This is a genomic window from Deltaproteobacteria bacterium (genome assembly GCA_016709225.1).
Lineage (GTDB): Bacteria > Myxococcota_A > Polyangia > Nannocystales > Nannocystaceae > Xiheibacterium > Xiheibacterium phototrophicum.
Map to the genome: position 1 here is coordinate 1485696 of JADJEE010000002.1, position 26308 is coordinate 1512003.

25 protein-coding genes are annotated in these 26308 nt (G+C 70.5%); 14 read left to right on the forward strand and 11 right to left on the reverse strand.

Annotation, left to right across the window (positions count from 1 at the left end; translation table 11 throughout):
- Positions 1-82 precede the first annotated feature (82 nt).
- Positions 83-685, forward strand: a complete 603-nt coding sequence (locus IPH07_20390; GenBank protein ID MBK6919766.1) for a 1-acyl-sn-glycerol-3-phosphate acyltransferase — start codon at positions 83-85, stop codon at positions 683-685.
- Positions 682-2013 (forward strand): cytochrome c, encoded by a 1332-nt coding sequence (locus IPH07_20395; GenBank protein ID MBK6919767.1) that lies wholly within the window; start codon positions 682-684, stop codon positions 2011-2013. Before IPH07_20390 ends, IPH07_20395 begins: the two co-directional genes overlap by 4 nt.
- Before the next feature lie 22 nt (positions 2014-2035).
- On the opposite strand, the gene IPH07_20400 is transcribed toward IPH07_20395, so the two are convergent.
- The 5 genes from IPH07_20400 to IPH07_20420 form a co-directional block, all read right to left on the reverse strand.
- Positions 2036-2989, reverse strand: coding sequence for an SDR family NAD(P)-dependent oxidoreductase (locus tag IPH07_20400; GenBank protein MBK6919768.1), 954 nt, complete (start codon positions 2987-2989; stop codon positions 2036-2038).
- A 61-nt stretch (positions 2990-3050) separates the two neighbouring features.
- Positions 3051-4133 carry a hypothetical protein gene (locus tag IPH07_20405; protein ID MBK6919769.1) on the reverse strand — a complete coding sequence of 361 codons (1083 nt, stop codon included), beginning with the start codon at positions 4131-4133 and terminating at the stop codon, positions 3051-3053.
- Between the two features lie 135 nt (positions 4134-4268).
- A complete protein-coding gene (locus IPH07_20410; protein MBK6919770.1) occupies positions 4269-6059 on the reverse strand; it encodes an activator of (R)-2-hydroxyglutaryl-CoA dehydratase in 1791 nt (596 codons plus the stop codon).
- Between the two features lie 198 nt (positions 6060-6257).
- On the reverse strand, positions 6258-6962 hold the full coding sequence (locus IPH07_20415) for a peptidylprolyl isomerase (GenBank protein ID MBK6919771.1): 705 nt from the start codon (positions 6960-6962) through the stop codon (positions 6258-6260).
- A gap of 61 nt (positions 6963-7023) precedes the next feature.
- Positions 7024-8196 carry an acyl-CoA desaturase gene (locus IPH07_20420; GenBank protein MBK6919772.1) on the reverse strand — a complete coding sequence of 391 codons (1173 nt, stop codon included), beginning with the start codon at positions 8194-8196 and terminating at the stop codon, positions 7024-7026.
- A gap of 133 nt (positions 8197-8329) precedes the next feature.
- Between IPH07_20420 and IPH07_20425 the strand changes: the two genes are divergently transcribed.
- Both IPH07_20425 and IPH07_20430 read left to right on the forward strand, forming a co-directional pair.
- Complete coding sequence (locus IPH07_20425) at positions 8330-8872, forward strand: hypothetical protein (protein ID MBK6919773.1); 543 nt, start codon at positions 8330-8332, stop codon at positions 8870-8872.
- Between the two features lie 85 nt (positions 8873-8957).
- On the forward strand, positions 8958-10319 hold the full coding sequence (locus IPH07_20430) for an MATE family efflux transporter (GenBank protein ID MBK6919774.1): 1362 nt from the start codon (positions 8958-8960) through the stop codon (positions 10317-10319).
- A 15-nt stretch (positions 10320-10334) separates the two neighbouring features.
- Here the strand turns inward: IPH07_20430 and IPH07_20435 are convergent, their stop codons facing one another.
- Positions 10335-11357, reverse strand: a complete 1023-nt coding sequence (locus IPH07_20435) for a hypothetical protein (GenBank protein ID MBK6919775.1) — start codon at positions 11355-11357, stop codon at positions 10335-10337.
- Between the two features lie 216 nt (positions 11358-11573).
- On the opposite strand from IPH07_20435, the gene IPH07_20440 reads away from it, so the two are divergent.
- Positions 11574-11813 carry a hypothetical protein gene (locus tag IPH07_20440; GenBank protein MBK6919776.1) on the forward strand — a complete coding sequence of 80 codons (240 nt, stop codon included), beginning with the start codon at positions 11574-11576 and terminating at the stop codon, positions 11811-11813.
- A gap of 23 nt (positions 11814-11836) precedes the next feature.
- Here IPH07_20440 and IPH07_20445 read toward each other — a convergent pair whose 3' ends face one another.
- From IPH07_20445 to IPH07_20460, 4 genes are all read right to left on the reverse strand, one after another.
- A complete protein-coding gene (locus tag IPH07_20445; protein ID MBK6919777.1) occupies positions 11837-13093 on the reverse strand; it encodes a NifU family protein in 1257 nt (418 codons plus the stop codon).
- A gap of 227 nt (positions 13094-13320) precedes the next feature.
- Positions 13321-13974, reverse strand: a complete 654-nt coding sequence (locus tag IPH07_20450) for a hypothetical protein (GenBank protein MBK6919778.1) — start codon at positions 13972-13974, stop codon at positions 13321-13323.
- Between the two features lie 188 nt (positions 13975-14162).
- Complete coding sequence (locus IPH07_20455) at positions 14163-15296, reverse strand: trypsin-like peptidase domain-containing protein (protein ID MBK6919779.1); 1134 nt, start codon at positions 15294-15296, stop codon at positions 14163-14165.
- Positions 15277-15648: a hypothetical protein gene (locus tag IPH07_20460; GenBank protein MBK6919780.1), complete on the reverse strand. Its 372-nt coding sequence runs from the start codon at positions 15646-15648 to the stop codon at positions 15277-15279. Before IPH07_20460 ends, IPH07_20455 begins: the two co-directional genes overlap by 20 nt.
- 315 nt (positions 15649-15963) lie before the next feature.
- Between IPH07_20460 and IPH07_20465 the strand changes: the two genes are divergently transcribed.
- From IPH07_20465 to IPH07_20505, 9 genes are all read left to right on the forward strand, one after another.
- Positions 15964-16944: a MoxR family ATPase gene (locus tag IPH07_20465; GenBank protein ID MBK6919781.1), complete on the forward strand. Its 981-nt coding sequence runs from the start codon at positions 15964-15966 to the stop codon at positions 16942-16944.
- 11 nt (positions 16945-16955) lie between these two features.
- Entirely contained in the window at positions 16956-17909 is a 954-nt protein-coding gene (locus IPH07_20470; protein ID MBK6919782.1) for a DUF58 domain-containing protein, read from the forward strand.
- The gene (locus IPH07_20475) at positions 17906-18946 is read left to right on the forward strand and encodes a hypothetical protein (GenBank protein ID MBK6919783.1); all 1041 of its coding nucleotides are present in this window, start codon (positions 17906-17908) and stop codon (positions 18944-18946) included. The genes IPH07_20470 and IPH07_20475 overlap by 4 nt, the downstream gene beginning before the upstream one ends.
- Positions 18943-19983: a VWA domain-containing protein gene (locus tag IPH07_20480; GenBank protein ID MBK6919784.1), complete on the forward strand. Its 1041-nt coding sequence runs from the start codon at positions 18943-18945 to the stop codon at positions 19981-19983. Before IPH07_20475 ends, IPH07_20480 begins: the two co-directional genes overlap by 4 nt.
- Entirely contained in the window at positions 19980-21143 is a 1164-nt protein-coding gene (locus IPH07_20485) for a VWA domain-containing protein (protein ID MBK6919785.1), read from the forward strand. Before IPH07_20480 ends, IPH07_20485 begins: the two co-directional genes overlap by 4 nt.
- Positions 21140-22030 (forward strand): tetratricopeptide repeat protein, encoded by an 891-nt coding sequence (locus tag IPH07_20490; GenBank protein ID MBK6919786.1) that lies wholly within the window; start codon positions 21140-21142, stop codon positions 22028-22030. The genes IPH07_20485 and IPH07_20490 overlap by 4 nt, the downstream gene beginning before the upstream one ends.
- 2 nt (positions 22031-22032) lie before the next feature.
- Positions 22033-23793: a protein BatD gene (locus tag IPH07_20495; GenBank protein ID MBK6919787.1), complete on the forward strand. Its 1761-nt coding sequence runs from the start codon at positions 22033-22035 to the stop codon at positions 23791-23793.
- A complete protein-coding gene (locus tag IPH07_20500) occupies positions 23790-24614 on the forward strand; it encodes a hypothetical protein (GenBank protein ID MBK6919788.1) in 825 nt (274 codons plus the stop codon). Before IPH07_20495 ends, IPH07_20500 begins: the two co-directional genes overlap by 4 nt.
- A 186-nt stretch (positions 24615-24800) precedes the next feature.
- Positions 24801-25076 carry a hypothetical protein gene (locus tag IPH07_20505; GenBank protein ID MBK6919789.1) on the forward strand — a complete coding sequence of 92 codons (276 nt, stop codon included), beginning with the start codon at positions 24801-24803 and terminating at the stop codon, positions 25074-25076.
- A 25-nt stretch (positions 25077-25101) separates the two neighbouring features.
- Here IPH07_20505 and IPH07_20510 read toward each other — a convergent pair whose 3' ends face one another.
- Positions 25102-26274: a class I SAM-dependent rRNA methyltransferase gene (locus IPH07_20510; GenBank protein ID MBK6919790.1), complete on the reverse strand. Its 1173-nt coding sequence runs from the start codon at positions 26272-26274 to the stop codon at positions 25102-25104.
- Positions 26275-26308 lie beyond the last annotated feature (34 nt).

Genomic DNA, 26308 nt, shown 5'->3' on the forward strand with positions numbered 1-26308 from the left:
TGCGTGGGCGCACGCGGCCCCACGGCGGCTTTCCCCCTGGGTCGCCGTGGCCGCGCTACGCTCCGCTGCGCCGAGGAGCACCGTGGCCAAGGGCAACCGCGACAGCTGGAACGCACGCATCGCGCGTGCAGGGCTCGCCGCCCTCGGAGGCTGGCGCTACGTGGGCGAGCTGCCTGCGCCGCGCAAGGCGGTGTGCCTGGCGGTGCCGCACACCGCCAACCAAGACGGGGTGCTGCTGGTGCTGCTGTCGCAGTCCGTGGGCCTGCCGATCTCGTGGATGGTGAAGGACGCGTGGGGCAAGGGCCTGACCGGCCCGCTCGTGCGCGGCGTCGGCGGGGTCCCCATCGATCGCTCCGCGAAGCACGGCATGGTCGATCAGATGGTGCGGGAGTTCGAGCGCCGCGACGACTTCTACCTCGTCATCCCGCCCGAGGGCACGCGCAAGCGGACGGAGTACTGGAAGTCCGGCTTCTATCGCATCGCGCTCGGGGCCAAGGTGCCGGTGGTGCCGGGCTTCCTCGACTATCGCAACAAGGTCGGCGGCTTCGCAGACCCGATCGAGATGACCGGCGACGTGCACGTCGACATGGACCGCATCCGAGCGTTCTACGGCAACGCCGCGCCGATGGCCCAGGACCCGGAGAAGTTCGGCCCGATTCGCCTGCGCGAAGAAGACCAGACATGAGCGGCCATGCGCGGGCGCGGGTGCTCGCACTGGGGGCGCTGGCGGTGTTGCTCGGCTGCCATCCCCGGGGCGAGCCCACGCGTACCGGCACCGACCACCGCGCGCCCGACCCGGCGCTGCGACGCGACCTCGCGCTGACGCCCGCGCAGACCGAGTACCTCGCGAAGCTGGCCGCGAACGCCGACGCGCACCCCGACGATGCGCAGGCCCGCAAGGCCTCGGGCCTCGCCCACATGCGCTTCGCACTCTCGGGCGTGCTGTCGCTGCGCGAGCGGGCGGAGCTCGACCTCGAGGCCGCGCTCCGGCTCGATCGCGACGATCGCGAGCTGGCACGCGCGCTCGGTCGCTTCTACAACATGCGCGCGGTCGAGCGCGACGGCAGCAAGGCGGGGGCGCAGATCGAGGCCTACCGTGCGTACCTCGGCGACGTCGCGGTCGGCGAGATGCGCTCCGAGCAGTTCGTCGCCTACGCGTTCTCCCAGCTGGGCCGCATCCTCGAGCTACGCAACCGCGGCCGCCTGCTCGCGGCCTACGGCGTGGTCAAGCAGCTCGAGGACCAGCTGCGCGAGCGGACCACCCGCGACCCCGAGGACATCGAGCTGCTCGCGGTCGCGGGCAACTTCTCGTTCTTCTTCGCCGGCAACATTCCCAGCGGCAAGAAGCAGCGCGTGCGCGATGCGGTGAACTACTTCACCCAGCTGCGCGCGCGGTGGTCCCAGCTGCGCGAGGGTGCCCGCGATCCCGAGCAATGCCCCAACACCTACGAGAACTTCATGTTCGAGCTGGCCGAGGGGCATGTGACGCTCGGCGAGCTCGACCGCGCGCGACCGATCTACGAGGAGCTCACGCAGCTGCGCGAGCCCATCACGCGCCCCAAGCAGCAGATCGCATTCGTGGCGGCCGAGCGCCTGCGCAACCTCGACTACTACGACGGCAAGCTCGAGCTGATGCCGCCGTGGCCGAGCGACCTCGGCAACTGCGTGGTGTGCCACGCGTACACCAGCGAGGTCCCGCTCACCACGCTCTACAGCCGTGAGCCGCTGACGCTCGACGACATGCCCAAGGTCGAGAGCAAGCCGATCCCCAGCACCGCGCGCGTGCCCGACGAAGTACGGGCGATCCTCGGCGAGCACTGCGTGCGATGTCACGGCACCGACGGCACCGCCGAGGCCTTCGCGACCTTCGAGAGCGATGCCGCCGCGCTGCTGCACTCGGCGGCGATCGGTCGACGCGTCGCGGCCGGCGAGATGCCACCCGACCAGCCGCTGCCGGCCGGCGTCGCCGACGTACTCACGCGCTGGGCGACCGGCGAAGCGCCCCGACGGTGAGTGCGGGCTCGCGCGCGGCCGCTCAGAGCGGCGCGTTGGGATCGACGTTGGCCGCGAACCACTCGGCGGTGAGGCGAAGCCCCTCGTCGAGCGGGGTCGGCTCGCCGACCAGTCGCACGAACTCGCGCTCGTCGATGGCGGAGCGCTCGACGTCACCGGGGCGACGCGGCGCACGCAGCAACGGCACCTCACGCCCGAGCGCGCGCATCAGGCCGCGCGCGATGTCGGCGGTGGTCGCGGGCACGCCGGTGCAGACGTTGAGCACCTGCACGTCGAGCTCGCCGGCGGCGGCGATGACGTTCGCGCGCACGCAGTCACGCACGTAGACGTAGTCGCGGATGCAGCCGTCGTCACCGCTGTCGCGCCGCGCGGTGATCGTGATGGGCTCGCCGCGGAGGATCTGCGCGCAGAAGACCGCGATCGCGGCCGCGCCGTGCTTGCTCTGCCGCGGGCCGTAGACGTTGCCGTAGCGCAGGATGTTGACCGCCAGCCCGTGCTCGCGCGCGGCCGCACGCAGGTAGTACTCGACCGCGAGCTTGCTGCAGGCATACGGGCTCATCGGGAACACCGGTGAGTCGACCTTGGCCTTGGTGCCCTCGGGCACGTCGCCGTAGATCGCCCCGCCGGTGCTCGCGAACACCAGCCGTGAGACGCCGTGGCGCAGGCACGCCTGCAGGACCACCAGCGAGCCCATGACGTTGACCTCGGCGTCGTGCAGCGGGTCGCGCACGCTGCGGGTGACGTTTGCGACCGCCGCGTGATGGCTGACGACCTCGGGCTTCCACGTCGCGAACGCGCGCTCGATGCCCTCGCGATCGGTGACGCTGACCTGCTCGAAGGCCGCGCCGTCGGGCACGCGATTGGGGCCCTCCTCGCGTGCGACACCGACCACGACGACCTCGTGTCCTTGCGCCACCAGCCCCTCGGCGACGTGGCTGCCGACGAAGCCGGCACCGCCGGTGACGAGGATGCGCATGCGGAAATCGGGCTATCACCCGCGCGCGCGCAGTGTCAAGCCATCGCCCGCCCCGCGGGGGTCAGTCGGGCGAGTTGGGCGAGCTGAAGCGCTGGAGGAACTCGGCCGCGGCCGGTGAGGCCCAGTCCTCGACCCACCAGTGGCCCTGATCGGACTCGCACCACACGAGCTGGTTCTCGCCGGTGCAACCTTGGTACTCGACGCAGCGGTCGGTGGGCGAAATCGGCGTGGTGTCGGTGCCGCAGCCGTCCTCGGCGCGCCAGAAATCGCGCACGGCCTCGCCGTTGACGAAGGGCACGATCTCGTCGTTGGTCGCGTGCATCGTCCAGGCCGGCACCGGCCCGTGGCAGTTCTCGGGCTGCGCCGAGGTGCCGCCGAGCCCTGCACCTCCGAGTGCGGCCGCGCGCACGTACGCGCCGCGATAGCACATCAGCGAGTGCGTGAAGTAGCCGCCGTCGGAGAAGCCCATCACGAACAGGCGGTCGAGATCCACGCACAGCTGGTTGGCCGCGGTGTTGGCGAGCACGTCGAACATGTCGACATCGGCCGAGTTGGGGTTGCCATACTCGAAGCCGCTGACGCCACCGAACTGCGCGAGGATGCGGCCATTGGGGTAGATCGCGATGGCCTCGCCGTCCCACTCCTGCTGCACGCGGAAGCGGCTCTGCGAGGTCGACATGTTCTCGGTGAGACCATGGAAGCCGAACACCAGCGGGTACGCCCGCGTGGGATCGTAGTCAGTCGGCAGCTCGATGATGTACTCGCGTGCGACGCCGCCGACGTCGATCACGCCGTCGAGGATCGACCCCGGCTGCCCACCACAACCCATCGAGGCGCCGAGCCACTCCGGCGGTGGATCGGTGTCGTTGCCCTCGCCGGTGCTGCTGTCGGCGCTCGCGTCACCGCCGTCGCCCTGCGAGCTGTCACCGTCGGCCGCGCTCGCGGACATGCTGCCGCCGTGCGAAGCGCTCTCGCCCTGTGTCGCGTCCGAGCCGTCGTCGGTGCTGGCGACGTCGGTCGCCGAGACCTCGAGCTCCGCGTGGCCGCTGACGGTGCACGCCAGCGCCGCGGACAGCGGCCAGGCACAGCGCCATCGGCGGCATGGGACCCACGGAGCAACGACGGAGGTGCGGGGAGCGGCCACTCATGCTGTTGGTGACCCCGTCATCGCCGCGGTTCGCCAAGGCCACGCGATCGAGCGCACAAACGACGATCGCGGCCAGCGGCCGCGATCGTCCGTACCAACACTACAGGGGCCGGCGGGGCCCCCACGGTGGAATCACTCGGCGGCGAGCTCGGCGTCGCTCGGGCGACGAGCGCCCGGCGCGATGCCCTCGGCCTGCATGCGCTCGGCGATGTGACGCGCCGTGCGAGCCGCGGTGCCGGTGAGACCCTCGTAGTGCGGCAGGTGGTAGAGCGGCCGGTTCACCTCGGGGTTGCGCTCCGCCCACGCGCGCAGCTCGTCGAGCGAGTACGGCAGCTTCGCGAGCGTGTCGGCGAACTCGCGCTTGCACTTCGCCTTCGCCTCGCCGAGTGCCATCTGCACGCGGCTGTGGGCATTGATCTCGCCTTCGCCCGAGGTCTCGATGGGCAGGTAGATCATGTCCTTGAAGTGGTTGATGACGGCCGACTGCGCGCCGTCGGACTGCGTCGAGGGCATGCAGCCGAAGGGCTTGAGCGACAGCACCATGTGCGCGATGCCCTTGACCGTGTAGTAGATGTTCTTCGCGACCTCGAGGTGGCCTTCGCCGCCCTCGGAACGCGTGTGATAGAACTGGTGCGCGAGCTTCTCCATCTCGAACATGTCGACGATCTCGTGGGTGGTGCCACCCAGCGCCTCGCGCATGCGATCGTACTCGCGGCGATAGATGCGGTCCGCGATCTCCATCGCGGTGCGCTTCTTCAGGTACTTGCTGTCGAGCTTGAGGCGCTTGCCGACCTGCCACCACTTCAGATCCGCCTCGGTCTCGTCGATCATCCGACGGTCGCGCGCCTTGATCTTCTCTTGCCACAACATGTAGGTCAGCCAGGTCGCGATCGGCTCGGTGATGATCTCGGCGCCCTCGGTCTGGAGGAACCGGAACATGTTGAAGTTGCCGTCGCCCTCGGTGGTCTGGGCCCAGAACTCGCCGGTGACCTTCACCATCGGCTTGGGCTGCAGACGATCGAGCTGCACCTCGTTCATGCGACGGGCGACCTCGCGCAGCGGCGCGGTGTAGTCGTCGGTCGTGACCATGTCGAGGAACTTGACCAGCAGGTCGAGCTTGTCGGCGGAGTCCGACATGAGCTCGCGGATCTTGCCGGACAGCGCCGCGGGTCGCTTCTGCTTCATGGCCTCGCCGAGGAACGCCAGCGAGGCATCGAGCACGCGATCGGTCTCGCCCGCCACGACCTCGTAGGGTCGCATCTGGTTGGCCAGCTCGTTGAGCAGGTCACCCATGTTGATGGCGTTGACGATGCCCATGAAGAAGTCGGTGTTGAGGTTGAGGCCCGCCTCGACGTCGGCCTGCTTGAGGCCGCCCTTCTGCTGGAACAGCAGCACGCGGAAGCCATCGAAGCCGGCGTTGCGCAGCGCGAGGCGGTACTCGGCCTCATACATGCCGAAGCGGCACGGGCCGCAGGCACCGGCGGTGATGAAGAAGTAGCCGTCGATGATCTCCTGCGTCGACAGACCCTTCTCGTCACGCAGCCACTGCAGGTACTGCACGAGGTTGCCGACCGTGAAGTACGTCGGGTTGCACTGCCCGTTGTTGCCGTACTCCTTACCGGCCTGGAACGCATCGGTGTTGGGCGTCGGCAGGACCGCGCTCTTGTAGCCGAGGTTCTCGAACGCGCACTTGATGAGGTACTCGTGCCGGAACGTGAAGCCGCCGAAGAGCAGCGTGGTGGTGGCCCGCTGCTGCGCGGTGAAGTCGAACTCGACCGGGCGCTGGAACTGGGTGTTGATCGACCGGAAGCTGACGCCGGCCTCGGCGGAGAAGCGCTCGCGGGCGTCGTCGAGCAGCTGCTGCACGGCGGGCTGTTGGATGACGCGGAGCAGGTCGTTGCGATGTTCGGACGTGGTCGCCATGGGGAGTCCTCGAGGCAGTGCGGGAGCGGGAGTCCGACTGGACACGACCGTCACTGACACCGGTGTCAGTCAAAGTCGTGGGCGTTTTCTCGCACGATCCAGGGCCGGCGGGCAAGTCCCCGCCGTCTCGCGCCCACGCCCGCCCCTGCGGCGCCGTCTCGCTCGGCGCCTGTAGCGCACCCCGCGCCTCGCCCGCGCCTACTTCTCGACGACCGCGGTCTTGATCCAATCGAGCTTCGGGAAACGCCGCCGCAGGTAGTCGTTGCCCTCGCGCTCGATCTGCATCTGATCCGGGCCCGCGCCCTGTGGCGCGCCCTCGCCGTAGCCGGTGTGCAGCGACTCGACCACGTCCAGGCCCTCGACGACGCGGCCGAACGGCGCGAAGCCCATGCTGTCGAGCGGCGCGTTGTCGTTGAAGTTGATGAACACCTGCGTCGAGCGCGTGTTGGGTCCGCGGTTGGCGAAGCTGATGGTGCCCTTCGCATTGCGCTGCGTGCGGGGATCGTCGCGCAGATCTGCGGCCTTCCACGCCCGCGTCACATCGGGGTGTCCGTGCAGGCCGAACTGGACCATGAAGCCATCGATCGCGCGGAAGAACGCGACGTCATCGTAGAAGCCGAGCTCGACGAGATTGAAGAAGCGATCGGCGCCGATGGGCGCCCACTGTCGCACGACCTCGATCGTGAACGGACCCTTGGTGGTGTCGAACTTCACGCGATAGGTCGCGGGCGCCTGCGCGGTGGCAGCGTCGGGATCGAGCAGCTTGGGGTCGGCGGCGGGCTTGGGATTGGCGGCCTTGCCATCGGCCGTCGGCGCCGCGTCACCGGCAGGTGCCCCCTCGGAGGTCTTGCCGGTGCAAGCGGTGGCAGCGAGGACGACGGTGAGCAGCAGCCGCGGAATCATCGTGGCGCGCACGATAGCCAACTTTCGCACCGCGTGGCTGCACACCGGGCGGCCGTCGCCGTCACGCCGCGTCGGCCTGCTCGCGCGTGGCAGCGACACCGGCGGCGGGCGCGACGAACTCGGCAGTGAGGCTGCGCAGACGTCGGAACACCTTGCCCAGCGTCGCGGGCCACGAGGCCACGCGATACGGCATGCCATGCTTCTCGCACAGCGCCTCGACCTCGGGCGCAATCTGCCGCAGGCGCTCCGGCGGCAGCCGCGGGAACAGGTGGTGCTCGATCTGATAGTCGAGCCCGCCGCACAGCACCGACAGCACGTACGGCACCCGGAAGTCGTTCGCCGACTGCACCTGCATCGCGTACCACTGCGCGCGCCCCTTGGGTCGCGTGTCGGCGGGCCAGTCCCTCACGTCGGCACCGACGTGCCCACAGAAGATCGACGCCGCGGAGTACACGTCGCGCAGGGTCTCGGCCATCCAGTTGCCGAGCAGCACCTTCCACCAGCCTGCACCCGCGAGCGCGGGGAACAGCACGAAGTTGTAGAGATAGTACGGCGCGTACTTTCGCAACGCTGCGTGACGGCGATCGGAAAGCGTCTGCCCGGCCGGCTCGTCGGCGCGCTGGGGCCCCGCGTCACCGTCGATGATCACGCGGTCGAGCCCGGTGGCGTGCAGGTTCATGAAGAAGCCCAGGCCCAGCCACGTGTACACCACCGACCACAGCTGCCGCCGATGATGGGCACGAAACGGCACCCGTGGGCTGAGCCGCACCATGCCGTAGCGCAGGTCGGGGTCGCGCTCGGCGACGTTGGTGTACTGGTGGTGCTCGACGTTGTGGCTGTGGTGCCACGCGCGCTCGTCGATCGGCACGTCCCAACGAAAGCGCTTGGCGTGGAAGCGGCCGGCGCCCTCGATGCGATCGTAGGCGCCGTGCAGCGCGGTGTGTCCGATCTCGGTCGCCTGCAGCTGCTTGTGCAGCCACAACGCGCCGACCCCGGCGACGAAGCCGACGGGCTCGAAGCTGAAGTGGAGCAGGACGCGGCCGGTGATCTCGAGACCGCGGGAGAGCCGATCGAGCCGACGCACGCGGGTGAGATCGTCCGCCCCGACCTCGGCCTCGATGCGCTGCCGTAGCTCGTCGAGATCGCGTCCGAAGGGCTCGACTCGGGGGTCATCGAGCGACACGAAGTCCCGGGGGAGCGTCGGCTCGGCTTGGCGCGTGTTGCGCTGTTTCATGTCATCGTTTGTAATACGAACGCGAACAACGGCAAGCGATATCTCCAAACTGTCTGGAATCGCACGTATATTTTGTCATACAAACGATGTCATCACTGTCCTCGCGTCGGCGGCACGCGGTACAGTGCAGGCCATGACGGACCGCGAGCGCAAGGACCGGCTGATCCAGACGCGGGTGCCCGAGAGCCTCGAGTCGGCGCTCAAGCAGGAGGCCACGCGGCGCCGGCTGCCGGTCTCGCAGCTGGTCCGCAACATCCTCGAGGACACGCTGCACATGGTCGGCAGCGTGGTCGATGGCGTCGACGCGATCGTGCAGGACTCGATCGAGCTCGGTCGGCAAGTCGGTCAGGGTGTCGCGCGGGCGCGGGGCCGCCGACCCACGGATGCGAGCGCGACCGACGACCCCACCAGCGCCGACGATGCCAGCGCCACCGCCGGCGTGGATGCGGCCGCACCCGGCGACACCGCCGCGCCCGCAGCAGGCGCGACCCGCTCGCCGACGTCCAACGATCTCGCCGATGTCTACGCGTGGAACGAAGTCGTGCCCAACCGCGCGTCGACCTGTGCGCGCTGTGGCGCGGCCCTGCCCGCGGGTGAACGCGCCTTCGTGGGCCTGCGCGACGACCCCACGGCGCCGCGGGCGTGGTCCTGTGTCGAGTGCGTGGCGCGGCTGTGAAGCCGAGCCGGCAACGATGACGCTTTCACCACCGTTCGCCCACGCTCGCGGGCGGTGATCCGCTGCTATCGTCCCGCCGCTTCGGATGGCGGCACGGCACGACTACGCGACCCTCCTGCGCCTGGCGTGGCCGGTGGTGCTGTCGCGCGCGTCACAGGCGGTGATCGGCTTCTCGGACGCTGCGATGGTGGCGTCGCTGGGCGACGAGGCGATCGCAGCCACGACCACCGGTGCCTCGAACTCGTTCAACGTGTTCATCCTGCCGATGGGCATCGCGTTCATCGTGCAGAGCTTCTCCGCGCAGCTCACCGGCGCGGGCGATGCCGCCGGCTCGCGTCGCTTCGCGTGGTACGGCCTCGGCGTGGCGCTGGCGGCGGGCCTGCTCACCGGGCTCGCGACGCTGGCATTGCCCGGCACCGTCGCGCTGCTCGGCTACACACCCGCGGTGCAGCAGCTGCTGGTCGACTACATGGCGATCCGCCTGACCTCCTGCGCGGCAGTGATCGGGATCGAAGCCCTGGGTGCGTGGTACGCCGGCGTCGGCAACACGCGGCTGCCGATGATGGTGAACCTGGTCGCGATGGTGCTGAACGTCGGGTTCAATTGGGTGTTCATCCATGGCCACCTCGGGTCCCCTGCGTTGGGCGTCGCGGGGGCGGCGTGGGCCAGCGCGCTCGCCAGCTGGTGCGCATTCGCCCTGGTCGCGTTCGCGTTTTGGCGCCGCATCGGCGTGGTCGCGCAGGGCAGTCGAGGGCCGCTGCGGTGGTCCGAGCTGGCCCGCATGCTGCGCTTCGGGCTGCCCAACGGCATCAACTGGTTCCTCGAGTTCGCGGCGTTCACCTTCTTCGTGAACGTGGTCGTGGCCGAGCTCGGCACCACCGCAGTCGCGGCGTTCATGGCGGTGGTGCAGGTCAACTCGATCGCGTTCATGCCCGCGTTCGGACTCGCATCGGCCGGTGCAATCCTCGTGGGCCAGGCGATCGGCAGCGACGATCGCGACGCGGTCCCCGGCCTGGTCCGGCGCACGATGGTCGTCGCGGGCGGCTGGCAACTCTTCGTCGGGCTGGTCTATGCGCTCATGCCCGACCGCGTGATGTCGATCTTCGCGCGCGAGCGCGCCAGCGCCGAGCTGGTCGAGATCGGCGCGACGATGCTGCTGGTCAGCACCGCGTGGCAGCTGTTCGACGCCATCAGCATCACGCTGTCGGAGACCCTGCGGGCCGCCGGCGACACCGCGTGGTGCATGTGGGCGCGCGTCGTGCTGGCGTGGGTGCTGTTCGTCCCGCTCGCCGGACTCGTCGTGCTGCGCACGGGCGCGGGGCCCGTCGGGGCGATCGCGTGCCTGGTCGCCTATCTGGCCGCGCTGGCGCTGGTGCTCGGCTGGCGCTTCCGCAGCGGTGCGTGGCGGCAGATCCAGCTGACCGAAGGCCAGCCGGCTCCCGGATGACCGCGCGGCTCGAGCTCATCGCCGACGCGAAGCGTCGAGGTTCCACGACGAGATCGTGACGGGCCCCTCCAGGGGGGCAGCGTCGCCGAACGCCGGCGAGAACACGGCACCGTCGGTCGGGATACTCGCGGCGAAGCGCCCGCGACCGGGCTCCACCGGCGCGTAGCCGTACCCGTAGCCGCCACCGTCGCTGTTGTAGCCACCGTCGCTGTTGTAGCCACCACCGTCGGAGCCGTAGCCGCCGCCGTCCGAGCCGTAGCCGCCGCCGTCCGAGCCATAGCCGCCGTCGGAGCCGTTGCCACCGTCCGAGCCGTAGCCACCGTCCGAGCCGTAGCCACCGTCCGAGCCGTAGCCACCATCCGAGCCGTAGCCACCACCCGAGCCGCCGTCCGTACCACCCGAGCCGCCGTCCGTACCTTGCGTGCCGCCGCCGGTGCCCCCGGTGCCCCCGGTGCCGCCGGTTCCACCGCCGACCGACTCCTTCGCAGCGTCGTAGCACGTCTTCGCCGCGCCTCCGCCAGTGGCCGCACACGCCGTCCAGGCCTTCCAGTCCTTCTTCGAGGCCCAGGCCTGGCCACATGCAGCGACCGTGCTGCCAACGCCAACGGCGCAGTCCGTCCAGCTACGAAAGCCCGCTGCCTCGAGCAGCGCATTGGAATCCTGCGTGAACCTTTCGATCAGCTCGGTGCTGTCGAGCGTGTTCTCGATCAGTTCACCCTCGTGCGTCACCGAGATGACGCCTTCGGTCGCACCGTAGACCTCGAACGTGAACGTGGTCGGCGTGACGCGCATCGTGAACGACGCCACTTGCGATGCGGCGTCGTCGAGACCACTGACGATCGTGGTCTGCTCGTCGAGCCCCATGACGCTCCACGCGGCGATGCCTGTCGCCTGGTGGGTCTCGTCGGACGCGGTGACCCGGGTGACGATGCCGGCACCGTCGCCGGTCCTCGCGTCGCCGTCGGTCTGGCACGCGCCGAGCCCCAGCGCGGCGCACAACACCATGATCAATTGGAATCGCGAGTTCTTCGTCGCCATCGTTTCGCCCCTGATTTCGAGGTGCGCTCGGACCATCAGGAGGTTCCCGATGTCTCACGTGAACGGTCTGCACTCGCACCAAACGTCGAGGAACGGGCCCGGATGACCGTCGGGGACGCCGAATTCGCCCGCGCAACGGTGCGCTCGGCCGCGCCCCGCTACAGCGAGCGCTCGATGCCCCCGGGAACCTGAGCTGCCGCACCGGCAACCACGCGCATGGCCGTGATGATGATGGACCCGACCGACGAAGCGTCCCCTGCCACCATCACCGAACGGCTCGCGCTCGCCCGTGTGCTCGCTCGCCTCGGCCTGCGCGGCCGCTCGGGGTCCGAGTTCGCCATCGCGGCCGCGTTGCGCGAGATCGCCGACGTGTTGATCTCTGGCGAGCGCAGCGAGCTCGCCGAGCGCGTGCGCGACTGTGCCCGCACGCTCGAGGGCCGGGTCGCGACGCGGTAGCGCGGGACGGCTGCGAACGCGGGCTACGCCAGCTGCGGCGAGGCGATGCCCTTGATCTGCGGGATGCGCTGCTTCAAGCGCCGCTCGATGCCCTGCCGCAGCGTCGCCTGTGAGCTCGGGCAGCCGATGCAGTTGCCCGACAGCGCGACGTGCACGATGTCGGCCTGGATGTCGAGCAACTCGACATCGCCACCGTCGGCTTGGATCAGCGGACGACACTCGGCCAGCACCTCGCGCACGCGCTCGACCAGCGCGTCACCCTCGAGTACGTCGGTGATGGCGTCACCGAGATCGAGCGCGGCCTCGAAGGGAGAGCGCTCTGGGTGCACGACCGGCAGTCGGCGCGGCGCCGTCGTGCGCGGGGCGGTGGCGCCGAGTCGGACCACCGGCGCCCCGGCAGCGCGCCAGGCCTCGATGCCACCGGCGAGGCTCACCACCTGCGCGAAGCCCAGGCCGCGCAGCAACGAAACTGCGGTGCGCGAGCGCGAGCCGCTCTTGCAGTAGACCACCCAAACGCCCGCGCGATCGAGCTCGGTCGCGCGCGCCTCGAGCTCGTGCAGCGGGATCAACACGGCATGGGCGAGCATGCCGGTGTCGTCGGCCTCGGCGTGCGAGCGCACGTCGAGCGCGAGCACGGTCGCGCCGTCCTCGAGTCGGACGCGGACGTCGTCGACGCTGACCTCGTCGTCGACCAGCGCGTCGGTGTCGGTGTCGCCCTGCGTCGGGCCGTCGACGCCGAGCATCTTCGCCAGCTCACCGCTCTGATCGAGCGCGCGGAGCTCGTCGTAGCCGCCGACCGGACGGCCCAGCACGAACACCTGCGGCGTGGTCTTGCGACCGGTCACGATGGTCAACCACTCGAGCGTCTGCGGATCGCCCTTGACGTCCTGCTCGACGAACGGCAGCTCGCGCTCGCGCAGCAGCTCGATGGCCGCGCGCGCGTAGGGGCAGCCGCGCTTGTAGTAGACCTTGATCGCATCGGCCGGTACGGCCGGCGTCTGCGCCTCGGCGCCGGCGGTCTCGTCCTTCAAGATGCCGCGATCGAGCTGCCACTTGCGCAGCTTCTTGCGATCGGTCTCCCACATCGGTCGATCGGGCGCGGTCGGCTGCCAGTCGGGCAGCGGCGAAGCACGGCGCACGCGATCGAGCCCGATCCAGCCGCGTGCGCGATCGAGGGCACCGGCCGCGAGACGCACGCCGACGAACCGAGATTGCGCGCCGCGTTCGACCGCTGTGTCGAGCAGCATCACCGTCAGTCGCTGGGCTAGCGTCGTGATCATGGCCTGCCCACCTAGCCGGGCGCCGCTCGTTCGTCAAGGCGAGCAGCCGCACGCGTGGCCGCGCGCGCATGAGAACGCGCGGCCGCACCCCAGCCGAGGCCGACATCGCCACGTGAGCCCGGCGCGCGCGAGCGCTGCGCCGCGCGTGCGCCAGGGGCGGCCGCGGACGGATCGGCGTGCCGGATCCGCCCGCGTGGCCAGCGATGCACTACGTGGCCAGCGATGCACTACTCGCAGATGATCATCGGCAGCTCCGACGTGAAGCACTCGCACGCCTCGCAGCTCGAGGTCGTGCACATCGCACCGAGGGCTGCCTCGCATGCCGACTGTCCCGCGGGCGCCGCGGCGCCGGGATCGGTGGCACAGACCTCGAAGGGGGTGTCGACCGCGGTGCCGTCGCAATCCGCGGTGCAGTAACAGTCGAAGTTGAGCGGCGGCAGATCACACGTGCCACAGCCGAGCGAGACCACCTCGCCCACGCAGATGTCGTCCCACACCTCGTCGCAGCACAGCGCATCCTGGGCGCACACGCAGTCCTGGATCTCCGGGATCGTGCAGCCGGGGCCGCCGTTGGCCTCGCAGCAGTTGCCGACGTCGCCGCCGGTGGTCGAGTCGGAGCCGCTGCCGGAGTCGACGCCGCCACTGTCGGAGCCGCTGCCGTCGACGCTGCCGGTGCTGCCGTCGGCGTTCGACGCCGTCGTCGAGCCATCGGTGGTGCCGTTCGAGGTCGAGTTGGTCGTCGACGCCGAGGCCGAGGCCGAGCCGTCGCTACCGCCGCCCGTGTCGCCATCGTCGGAGGTGATGATGCACGCCGATGCGCTGACGAGCGGCGCGGCGAGCAGTGCGGTCAGGGCGAGGAAGCGATCGACATTGATGTTCATGGGGTACTCCTTGGGTGCGCGACCGGTGCATGCCTGGGGCGCTCACGCGACCTCGGTCTCGGAAAGATTCGTCGGATGTGGCCGTGAACGCCAGCCCCAAAGCCGGCCTTGCAACCGCCATGAGATTTGCGCCACGACACCGCCGCGGAGATCGAATCTCGGATTCGCGCGTCGTCAGGCCCGCTCGATCACGAACCCGCGCGGGCCTCGGCCGCGACGACCATGACGTCGTCCGGCACGTGTCCGTCGCGCTTGATGGTCATCGTCAGCTTCGCTCCGACCCCGCGCAGCAAGGTGCGGTACGCGACGTCCGAGACCCGGCGCACCGGGGTGCCATCGATCGCGAGGATGACGTCGCCCACCGCGAGGCCGGCCCGACCCGCGGGCCCACTCTCGTCGACGCCGGTGATCCGTACCACGCCGCCGCGACCCGGAATCACCCCCGCCTCGGCGTTCTCGGCCTTCATGCCGAGCCGCGCGTGGCGGACCCGACCGAAGGTCCACACGTCGTCGAGGAAGCGCCGGACGATCGCCGCCGGCACTGCGAACGCCAGGCCTTGCCCGTCGCTGCGCACCGCGGTCGTGATGCCCACGACGCTGCCGTCGGCGTCGACCAGAGGGCCGCCGGAGTTGCCGATGTTGATCGACGCATCGGTCTGCATGAAGTTCCACACCCCGTCGGGCCGCAGCCCCTCGGGCCGCCCGAGATCGTCGTGATCGCGGCCGAGGCCCCCGATCACGCCGACCGTCACGGTGTGCCCGAGGCCGAACGGCTGCCCCACCGCCATCACCCACTCGCCCGGGGTCGGCTCGCGTGCGCTCAGCTCGACCGGCACCAGCGTCGGGGTCGAGCCCTCGAGATCGAGCAGGGCCAGATCGAGCAGGTCGTCGGCGAACACCACCCGAGCGACCACACGCTCACCGCTGGCGAACTCGACCTCGACGCCCTTCGAGCCGGCGACCACATGTTCGTTCGTGAGGATCTGACCGTTGGCGCTGACCACCATCCCGCTGCCGACCCCACGGACGACGCGGGCGCCCTTGCGGTCGTCGGCGGCGGTGACCTGGGTGATGACCGTGACGACCGACGGGCCCACGCGCTTGGCGACGCGGGCGAAGTCGGGCACGACGATGGTCGAGATCTCGGTCGGTCCCCGCGGCAGCGACGACTCGCCGCCGCCATTGGTGACCACGGCGCTCGGCAACGGTGCTGCGTCTTCGGTCACGCGACGGCACGCGGCCGCCGTCGGTAGCAGCACCGACGCGAGCAACAACCACGCCGACCAGCCGGTGCGCGCGCGCTCAGCCGCCCGTGTCGTCATCGGCGGGAGCATCGGTCGCGGGCTCGTCGGCCTGCGCCGCGTCCCCGTCGTCGTCGTCGTCGCCGTCGTCGTCGTCGAGATCGTCATCGTCGTCGTCGTCGTCGTCCATGTCGGACTCGTCGGTGACGACGCGACGGATCGGCAGCGGCGCCGGACGCCGCGGCTCGTTGGCGGCAATCGGACGATCGTAGCCGTCCTCGTCGCCACCTTCTTCACGCGGCCGCACGTTCTCCGCGACATCCACGAGCCCCGCGAGGTGCGCGTCGTACTCTTCCTTGGTCACGCGACCGGACCCGATGTACCGGTGGACGACCCGGAGGTCGAACATGCGCTCGTTCTTTGGGGTACTCATGTGCGGCTGTGCTTGTAGATCACCCCCGGGGTGCGGTCAAACCGCGGGGCGACGCGCACACTTGCGCGGGCCCAGGCCGCTCGGGAATAATGCCGCCGCGCTCGCAGTCCGCGGGCACCCGCGGGCTGCCTCCGGTCCCACCGCCGCACGACACGTGCGGGTCCGAGGACGCTCGCGACGCCGGCCACCAAGGGCTGCACCCACGAAGCGCGCCCCCTCCGGAGTTCTCGAGGGCCGCCGTCCGCGCCCCGCGAGAGCTCCCCACGAAGCCCACGGAACCCATCAGCCATGACCCTTGGCGCCTATGACATCCGCATGGTGAGCGAGCTGGTCGAGCGCGAGTCCGCGTTCGTCGATCGGCTCTTCACCGAGATCCACAAGGTGGTGGTCGGTCAGAACGACATGATCGAGCGCCTCTTCATCGGCCTGCTGTGCGGCGGGCACGTGTTGCTCGAGGGCGCGCCGGGCCTGGCGAAGACCCTCACGGTGAACACCCTCGCACAGACGCTGCAGCTGCAGTTCAAGCGCGTGCAGTTCACGCCAGACCTGCTGCCGTCGGACGTCATCGGCACCGTCATCTACAACCACCAGAGCGGCACCTTCACCAACAAGCAGGGCCCGATCTTCACCAACCTGCTGCTGGCCGACGAGATCAACCGCGCGCCCGCCAAGGTGCAGAGCGCGCTGCTCGAGGCGATGGCGGAGCGCCACGTCACGGTCGGCGACACCACCTATCCCTTGCCGACGCCGTTCCTGGTGCTGGCCACGCAGAACCCGATCGAGCAGGAGGGCACCTACAACCTGCCCGAGGCGCAGCTCGATCGCTTCATGTTCAAGATCAAGGTCGACTACCCCGGCGCCGACGACGAGCTCAAGATCATGAAGCGCATGGGCTCCGGCACCGAGTCCTCGCAGGCCAAGGCCGAGCCGGTGATCGGCCCCGACGAGATCGCGCGGGTGCGCCGCACCATCGACGACATCATCGTCGAGGAGCCGGTCCAGCGGTACATCGTCGACGTGGTCGGCGCGACCCGTCGCCCCGGCGCGGCTGGCCTCGCCGACCTGCAGGCGTTCATCGACTTCGGCGCCTCGCCGCGGGCCTCGATCGCGCTGTACCAGGCCGCGCGCGCGCACGCGTTCCTGCGCCGGCGCGGCTACGTCAGCCCAGAGGACATCAAGGCGGTCGCGCCCGACGTGCTGCGCCACCGCATCATCCTGTCGTACGAGGCCGAGGCCGAGGGCAAGACGGTCGAACAGATCGTGCGGCAGATCCTCGAGCACGTGCAGGTGCCCTGACGAGTTCCGACATGGCCGGCGCACCGCTCACCAGCGACGAAGCCCGCGCGCGCACCACCGAGCTGCTGCGCGAGATCCGACGCATCGAGATCCAGACCTCCCGCCTGGTCGAGCAGCACATCGCCGGCTCGTACCAGTCGGTGTTCAAGGGTCAGGGCATCGCATTCTCCGAGGTCCGCGCCTACGAGCCCGGCGACGACGTGCGCACGATCGACTGGAACGTCACCGCGCGCACGGGCATGCCGCACGTGAAGCTCTTCACCGAGGAGCGCGAGCTCACCGTGATGCTGATGGTCGACATGTCGGCCAGCCTCGACCTCGGCAGCCGCGACTACGACAAGCGGCAGCTGGTCGCGCGACTGGCCGCGACCTTCGCGTTCTCGGCGATCTCCAACAACGACCGCGTCGGACTGGTCGGCTTCACCGATCGCGTGGAGGTGTTCGTGCCGCCGCGCAGCGGTCGCAAGCACGTGCTGGCGGTCGTCCAGCGGGTGCTCACCCACGAGCCCCAGAGCCGCCGCACGCGGCCGAGCGCAGCGCTCGAGTACCTCGCGCGCGTGGCCAAGGGCCACACCGTCGCGGTGCTGGTGTCGGACTTCGTCGACGCGGTCGACGAGAAGGGCACGAGCTGGGACCCGCGCTTCGAGCACGCACTCAAGGTCGCCGCCCGTCGCCACGACGTGATCCCCATCCGCGTCGAGGACCCCATCGAGCTCGAGCTGCCACCGCTGGGCCTGGTCGCGCTGGAGGACCTCGAGCTGCTGGAGCTCGGCGACGACGGCTTCGTCGATCTCAGCCCGCGCGCTGCGGCGCGCTTCAAGGCCCAGGTCGAGCGCGAACGCGACGCGTTCGAACGACTGATGCGCAAGCTGTCGCTCGCGACCGTGAACGTGCGCTGCGGCGCCGACTGGCAGGGACCGCTGGTCGCCTACTTCGCGCGGCGCAACCGGAGGATGCGACATTGATCGCGGCGTTCGAGTTCGCACGGGCCACGTGGGTGGCGGCGGCACTGGCGGCCGCGCCAGCGACTGCGCCGGTCGACGGGCCCGTCGCCGCGCCGGCCGTCGCCGCGCCGGACGTGCCGGCCGAGTCGCCGGTCGCCGTGACCGCGCGCCTCGGGCCCGATCCGTCCCACGTGGGCGACCTGCTGACGCTCGAGATCACCGCCGCGTACCCCCGCGGCTACAGCGTCAACCTCCCGATCGGCGTGAGCTTCGAGCCGCTCCACATGGTCGAGCTCACCGAGGGTGAGCCCGAGACCACCGGCGAGGGCCTGCGCAAGACCTTCACCGTGACGCTGCAGCACTTCGCGCCCGGGCCCGCGACGGTGCCCACGGTGACGCTCACCTACGTCGACGAGCAGGGCGCGATCCAGACCACCGCCGTTCCCGCGGTCGCCTTCACGGTCGACGCGTTGCTCGCCAACGAGGCCGATCCGCAACCGCGCGGCGATGACCCGCCGATCTCGATCGAGTACCCCAACACGCTCGCCGAGACGGTGGTGTACTCGGTCGCGGCCACGCTGGTGGCCGCGCTCGTGGCCTGGTGGGTGATCGCGCGACTGCGTCGCCGTCGTCGGCCGCTCGTGCTGGCACCGGCGATTCCGGCCCACGAGCTCGCCCTCGAGGCGCTGGCCGAGCTCGAGCGCGGCTCGTTGCTCGGCGATGGCCGCGTGCAGGACTACTACGTGGAGCTCACCGAGATCGGCAAGGGCTACCTCGAGCGGCGCTTCGGCGTGGAGGCGCTCGATCGCACCACCGACGAGATCCGCCGCGCACTGCTGCGCGATCCGAATGCGGTCGCGCCGCTGTCCGCCGACGAGGTCATTGCGTTCCTCCAGCGCAGCGACCTCGTCAAGTTCGCGCGCATGCGCCCGGATGGCAGCGCCGCCGGCGATGACCTGTCATGGGTGCGCGACGCCGTGGAGCGCTCGCGCAGCGATCGCAACCCCGCCGGCGAAGCAATCTCCCCGGACCCCGCCGCGCCGGAGGCCGCGCCATGAAGCCATGGTCGAGCATCGCGTCGACCCTCGGGTGGGCACTCGCATCGCTGTTGGCGGTCGCGCTGGTGCTGCTGGCGCTGCTGCGCGAGGGCGTGCGGTGGATCGTGTTCGCCGAGCCATGGTGGGCGACCGCCGCGATCGTCCCGGTGATGGCCCTGGTCGTGCGCGCGCTGCTGCGGCCGCGTCCGGCGACCATGCGATTCTCCCGCTCGAACAGCCTGCGTCGGGTCGCACGGGGCTGGGCGGTGCACTTCGTCGACCTGCCCGACGGCATGCGCCTGGCCGCCGCGATGCTGCTGTGCTTCGCGCTCGCGCGGCCGCAGTCGACCCACGGTGCCGACCGCATCGAGCACGAGGGCATCGACATCGTCATCGCGCTCGACCTCTCGGAATCGATGGAAACGCCCGACCTCGCGCCCAACCGCCTGGGCGCCGCGCAGCGGGTCATCGACGCCTTCATCGTGCGACGCCCACGCGACCGCATCGGCCTGGTCGCGTTCGGCTCGAGCGCGTCGACGGTGTCGCCGCTGACGATCGATCACGGGGTCCTGCGCTCGATGGTTCGACGCCTGCAGCTGCGCACCATGGACGGCAGCACCACCGCGATCGGTGCGGGACTCGGCATGGCGCTCAACCGACTGGGCGACTCCGAGGCCGCCAGCCGCGTCATCGTGCTGCTCACCGATGGCGTCCACAACGCCGACGGCCTCGATCCCGACGCCATCGCGCGCGAGGCCGCGACCCGCGGCGTGCAGATCTACACGGTGTTGATGGGCCAACACGGCCGCGATCAGGGCAACGTCGACCCCGCACGCCTCGAGCGCGTCGCGGCCACGACCGGCGGCTATGCCTACACCGCGGCCGACGAGAACGCGCTCTCGGGCAGCTTCCAGGACCTGCTCGACAAGCTCGAGCGCTCCGAGATCGCCGGCGAGTCGGTGCTGCCGGAGCTGTTCGCGTGGCTGTTGTGGCCGGCGCTGGCGCTGCTCGTGCTCGAGCTGGTGCTGCGCAACACGAGACTGCGGAGGTTCCCGTGAGCATCGCGAGCGCATGGCGTTGGGCCGAGCCGCCCGCCGATCTCACGGTCCGCACGCTCGATGCGATCGACTGGGGTCGGCTCGACTGGTGGTGGGCTGCGTTGGCGGTGCCGCTCGCGATCGGTGCCGTGCTGTGGGGTGCGAGGCAGCGCGCACGCGCACGCGCGGCGCTGGGCCAGTCCGCGCTGGTCACCAAGCTGCTGTCGTCGGTGCACACCGGCAACCGCGTGCTGCAATCGGTGTTCGCGATCGCGGGCCTTTCGTGCGTGGCGGTGGCGCTGCTGCGGCCGCAGTACGGCGGCAAGGCCAACGTGGTGCCGGCGAGCGGTCTCGACATCGTGATCGCGGTCGACTACAGCAAGTCGATGCTCGCGGCCGACGTCTACCCGTCGCGCAGCGAGCGGCTCGAGGCCGAGCTGGCGCGGTTCCTCGACGACGCGGCGCGACGCGGCGATCGCATCGGCGTCGTGGTGTTCGCCGGGGCTGCGCGCGGCTTCCCGGTCACCGCCGACATCCGCCTGCTCAAGACCTACCTGCAGGCCGCCGATCCCCGGCGCGAGAAGCCCGGCGGCACTGCGATCGGCCGCGCGCTCACGCTCGCGCTCACATTCCTCGTCGATGCCCGCCGCGGCGACGCCGACGACCTCATCGCCGCCGACGGCACGGACGAGACCAAGCTCGACGACAAGACCATCCCACCGGCCGAGAACGACCAAGCCATCGTGCTGCTCACCGACGGTGAGGACACCGAGAGCCGACCGATGGAGGTCGCGAAGGAGGCGGCGCGACTCGGGGTGCGGGTCTACACCGTCGGCATCGGCTCGAAGTCCGGCGAACCGGTGCAGAAGTTCGACGACGAGGGCAACCCCGACGGGTACATCACCGACGAGCAGGGCAACTACGTGATGACCCGCATCGACGCCGAGCTGCTCGAGGAGATCGCCAAGACCACCGGCGGTCGCTTCGTGCATGTCGATCCCGAGCACTTCGGGCTCGATGCGGTGCGGCAGCAGCTCGAGGGGCTGTCGAGGTCGCGACGCGAGGTCACGATCGAGATCCTGCGCGACGAGGGCTACAGCTTCTTCGTGATCCCCGCCGTGTTGCTGCTGACGCTGGCGCTGGCGCTGCCCCAGCGCCGCCGGAGGGCCGACCCACGATGATCGGACGCACCATCACCGCCGTGCTGCTCGCGGGCTGGCTGGCCGACCGGCTCGCGCGCCACGACGCCGACGTCGAAGCGGGCATCGACGCGTACGAGGCCGGGCAACACGACGAAGCGCTCGCGGCCTTCGACCGCGCGGTCGCGCGGCTGGGCGAGCGCCCCGAGCTCTCGTTCGATCGCGGCCTGGCACTGCTCGCCAAGGGCGACACCGACGCAGCCAAGACCGCGTTCGAGCGCGCCAGCGAGGCCGAGTCGGTCGACGTGCGCGCCAGTGCCTTCTACGAGCTCGGCAACCTCGCGCTGAACGCCGAGGCGTACGACGACGCGATCGCGCGCTACATCGACTGCCTCCAGGCGCGGCCGGACCACGAGAACGCCAAGTGGAACCTCGAGATCGCGCTGCAGCGCAAGCGCAAGGACGAAGAGAAGCAGGACGAGGAGAAGAAGGACGAAGAGAAGCAGGACGAGGAGAACGACGGCTCCGACGACTCGGGCGGCTCCGACTCGGGCAGCTCCGACGACTCCGCCGGCTCCGACTCGGGCGGCTCCGACGACTCCGGCGGCTCCGACTCGGGCGGCGGCGGTGACTCCGGGGGTTCCGACTCGAGCGGCGGTGACTCGGGCCAGCAGCAAGACGACCAGAAGCAAGACGACCAGAAGCAAGACGACCAGAAGCAAGACGACCAGAAGCAAGACGACCAGAAGCAAGACGACCAGAAGCAAGACGACCAGAAGCAAGCCGACCAGAAGCAGGAGCAGCCCGCCGCGCCGACGCCGGTCGAGCGTGCCGATCTCCAGCGTGCGCTCGACCAGCTCGACGAGCAGGACGGCTACTTGCTCGATCGCCCGCGCGGCCGCATCAACGGCCCCATCAAGGACTGGTAGCCATGGATCGCAATCGTCGCAGCTTCGTGCTCGGTGCGATGGCGCTGACCTTCGCCCTGCCGGCGCGCGCCCGTGCGGCCGGCGTCGTCGCCGAGCTGACCGCGAGCACGACCACCCTGCGCGTGGGTGAGGAGGTCGAGCTGTCGCTCGAGGTCCGCCGCGAAGGGAGCGGGGCGGTGCCCGATCCGGAGCTACCGAGCGGTCTGGCCGATGGCTTCGAGGTGGTCTCGCAGTACTCCTCGGGCAGCGGGTTCGAGATCCGCATCGGCGGCGGCCGCAACAGCCGCACCATGCACAGCTCGATGTCGATCACCGCGATCGCGCTCAAGCCCGGCACCTACAAGCTGTCGTTCGACGTCGACGACGCCGGCGATGCGGTGCGCTCCAACATCGTGGAGATCGTGGTCGAGGGCACCCCGGAGGCCTCGCTCGAGGCCGCGCGACCGAGCACCGGCAAGCCCGACCGCGCCCGCGGCGACGTGTTCGTGTGGGCTGCGACCGACAAGACGCAGGCGTGGATCGGCGAGCAGATCGAGTATCGGCTCGACGTCTACGAGCGCTCGCTGCTGTCGAGCGTGGCCCTGCGTACACCGCCCAACTTCGCCGACTTCTACAGCTACGATCTGCCCGAGGGCGACGGCGCGGTCGAAGAGGTCGCGGGCGTGCCGTACCGCGTGCGACCGGGCATGCGACGGGCCCTGTTCCCGCAGAAGGCCGGCACGCTGGTGATCGGTGCCCCCGAGATCACCATCGGTCGTCGTCGTCGTGATCGCGGCGCCGCCGTCTCGATCGAGGTCAAGCCGCTGCCGGCGGCGGGCCAGCCGGCAAAGTTCTCCCCCAACAACGTCGGGCGCTTCACCGTGACCGCAAAGGTCGACCGCACCAAGGTGCAGGCCGGCCAGCCCTTCACATGGACGGTGGAGATCGCCGGCGAGGGCAACGTCGCGCTGGTCGATCCGGGCGAGTGGCCGCAGCTGCAAGGCGCGCGGCGCTACGACCCCAAGGTCGACTCGCAGATGCAGGCGGTCGATCGGGTGCGCGGGCGCCGGACCTACGCGTTCCTCGTGATTCCCGAGCAGGGCGGCAAGCTCGAGCTCCCACCGGTGCGACTCGACTACTTCGATCCGCTCGAAGGTCGCTACGACGTGGCCAGCAGCGAGGCGCTGGTCGTCGAGGTCGAGGGCAACGCGGCGCCGAGCGTGCCCGAGCCCGATGCACCGGTCGTCACCGGCGAGCCGACGACCGAGAGCTTCGCCCCGATCATCGTGGCCGACGCGTTGCCGCGCGAGGCCTCGCCGACCCGCGTGCTGACGACGGCTCGCTGGGCGTGGGCCACCGCCGCGGTGCCGAGCGTGGCGATCGCCGTGTGGGGCGGCACGGCCGCGTGGCGTCGCTGGGGTCCCGACGAGGACGCGCGTCGCCGCAGTGCGAGTCGGCGGCTGCAGCGCGAGCGCATCGACACCGCGACGGCGGCCCTCGACAGCGGTGCGGGATTCCACGCCGCGATCGCTGCGATCGCCCACGACCTCGCGGTCTCCCACGCCGGCGCGGAGGCCACGGGTCTGCCACGCCCCGAGCTCGTGCGGCTGTTGTCGCGGCGCGGCGTCGCCGCGGCAGATCTCCGCACGCTCGAACACTTGCTCGAGCGCTGCGATGCGGCCCGCTTCGCCGCGCAGCTGGGCACCGTCGACGACCGACGCGCGCTGCTCGACGACGCGATTGCCCTCACCGAGCGCTCATCGCTGGCGCGGGGTCCCGCATGAGTGCACGCCTCGTCCGCGCCGGCCTCGGCGCGCTCTTCCTTGCAGTGGCGTCGACCCCGGGATCGGTTCACGCCGACGCCGTCGACGATGCGTTCTTGGCGGGCAACAGCGAGGCGAAGGCGGCCAATTGGCCAGCGGCCGCCCGCCACTACGAAGAGGCGCGGGCGCTGCTGGGCCAGCCGAGCAGTCTGCTGTCGTACGACCTGGGCACGGCCTACGCGAACGCCGGCGAGCTCGGGCGCGCGACCTTCCATCTACGCCAAGCGCTCGACTTCCGGGGCAACCCGACCACCGAGATCGCCGAGGCGGCGCGCAGCAATCTCGCGGTGGTACGTCGACGTGCGGAGCTCGCCGCGGCGACCACCAACGCGATCATCGATGCGCCCGAGACCTGGTGGGATCTCGTGGTCGAGACCCTGCGTGGCCCCGGCGTCGCCTGGCTCTCGATGCTGAGCGGTTTCGCGGCGCTGGCGGTGTTCGTGCGTGGCCGTCTGGGCGCATCCGCCCGCACCGCGGGGCTCCGCCGCGCCCTCGTCTGGACCACGGGAAGCCTGTGGCTCGTGCTCGCCACGCTGCACATCCTCTCGCTTCGCGCAGATCGCACGACACCGCCGGCGGTGGTGCTCTCCAACCGCGCCGAGGCTCGCGAGGGCCCAGGCAATCACCGCGCCGTCGAGTTCGCGATCCAAGGCGGCAGTGAAGTGCGCATCGTGGATCGCACCCCAGGGTGGGCCTTGGTGCGGATGACGGGGGGCATCGAGGGTTGGGTGCCGGACGCCGAGGTCGCCGAGTTCGAGGGCCCTTCCGCGCGCAAGCCCTGAGGTTTCCGTAGCAACGCGCGACGGCCGGCCCCGCCGATGCAAACGCGGCGCCGTGACAGTGGTTCGACGAACCGCGGCCCGTCGCTCGATCGTGCCACCGCCAATTGCCGACCCCTGCGAGCGGCGGGGCGGGCGGCGCGTCCATTGTGGCGCAGCTGCAGCGCCGGGGATAAGCTAGGCATCAGGGTGCTCTCGGTCGTCGCCACGAAGATTCGGACGTCGCGGGACCAGTCGGGCCTGACCTCGACGGTCGGTCGGATCTACGAGGGCTACCTGCTGTCGGAGCCGGTCGTCGGTCGCGGCATGGTCATCTTCCGCGACCCCAACGGGCGCCGCATGGTGACCACCGCAGTGCGACGCGTGTTGGCGACCTCCGAGTCGAACGTGCTCTACGTCGAGACCGAGAACAGCGTCTATCGCATCTCGATCCGCGAGGAGCACTTCGCGGCCGCGACCGCCTGAGCTGGCTCGTCGGCGAGCGCTCGCCTCACGTGCGGCGGTAGACGTTCACGCGCAGGTACTCACCCTCGCGGTGGCACGGCGCGACCGGATGATCGAGGCCGGCCCCCCACGCGGCGACGCGGGTCCAGCCGTCGCCGGCGGCGAGTACCGCACGATCGAGGTGCTCGCGCGCGAGGTGGTGGCTGCAGCTGCACACCACCAGGTGACCTGCCGGCGCCAGCCGTCGCACCAGCTGCTCGATCACGCGTGTGGCGGCCCCGAGTGCCTGATCGACATCGCTGCGACGCGCCGCGAGCTTGGGTGGATCGAACACGATGGTGCCGAACGGTCCCGCGAGCCGTTCGTCGCGCAGGGGCTCGAACATGTCGGCCTCGACGAACGTGATGTCCCGCAGGTCGTTGCGCGCCGCGTTCTCCCGCGCGTGCTGCAGAGCACTGCGCGATCGATCGAGCGCGACCACCTCGACCCCGGCCCTGCGGGCGTGCAGCGCGAAGCCGCCGACGTGGCAGCCGACGTCGAGCAGGGGCCGACCATCGCGGGCCGCGAGCGCAGCGACCTCGCGTCGGTTGTCCCGCTGGTCGAAGTACGCGCCGGTCTTCTGCGCCGGCGGAGCCGGCACCTCGAACGCGAGCCCGCACTCGTCGAAGCCGAGCACGCCGCCGGGCTCGGGCCGGACCCCCGCAGTCATGCCCTCGAGCTTGGCGCTCGACTCCGACACCACCACGTGCACCGGGCCCGACCAGTGCTGGCCGAGCCACGCCATCACGTCGGCCTCGCGTGCGGCCATCGGAGCGGTGCCGAGCTGCACGACCAGCGCCTCGCGGTAGCGATCGATCACCAGGCCAGGCAACCCGTCGCCTTCGCTATTCACCAGTCGATAGCCGCTGGTGCCCTGGCCGTCGAGGTCGGCCCGCACGCGCGCAGCGAAGGCGGTCGTGAGCCGCTGCTCGAGCCAGTCGTGCGCCGGCTCGTCGGTCTCGAACGAGATCATGCGCACCGTGATCTGCGAGACCGCCGACACCAGGCCCCAGCCCAGCGTCGCGCCGTGGCGATCGACCACCTGCGCGAGCGCGTGCGGGTCGGGCACGCCGAGGAAGCGCGAGATCTGATTGCGCCGCAACCACGGGCCTGTCGCCGGCCCGATGCGACCGGCGTCGCGCCGCACCTCGACGCGCACCCGCGTGCCGTCACCGCTCATGCCGGCCACGCAATAGGCCGTGGGCGCGGCGGCG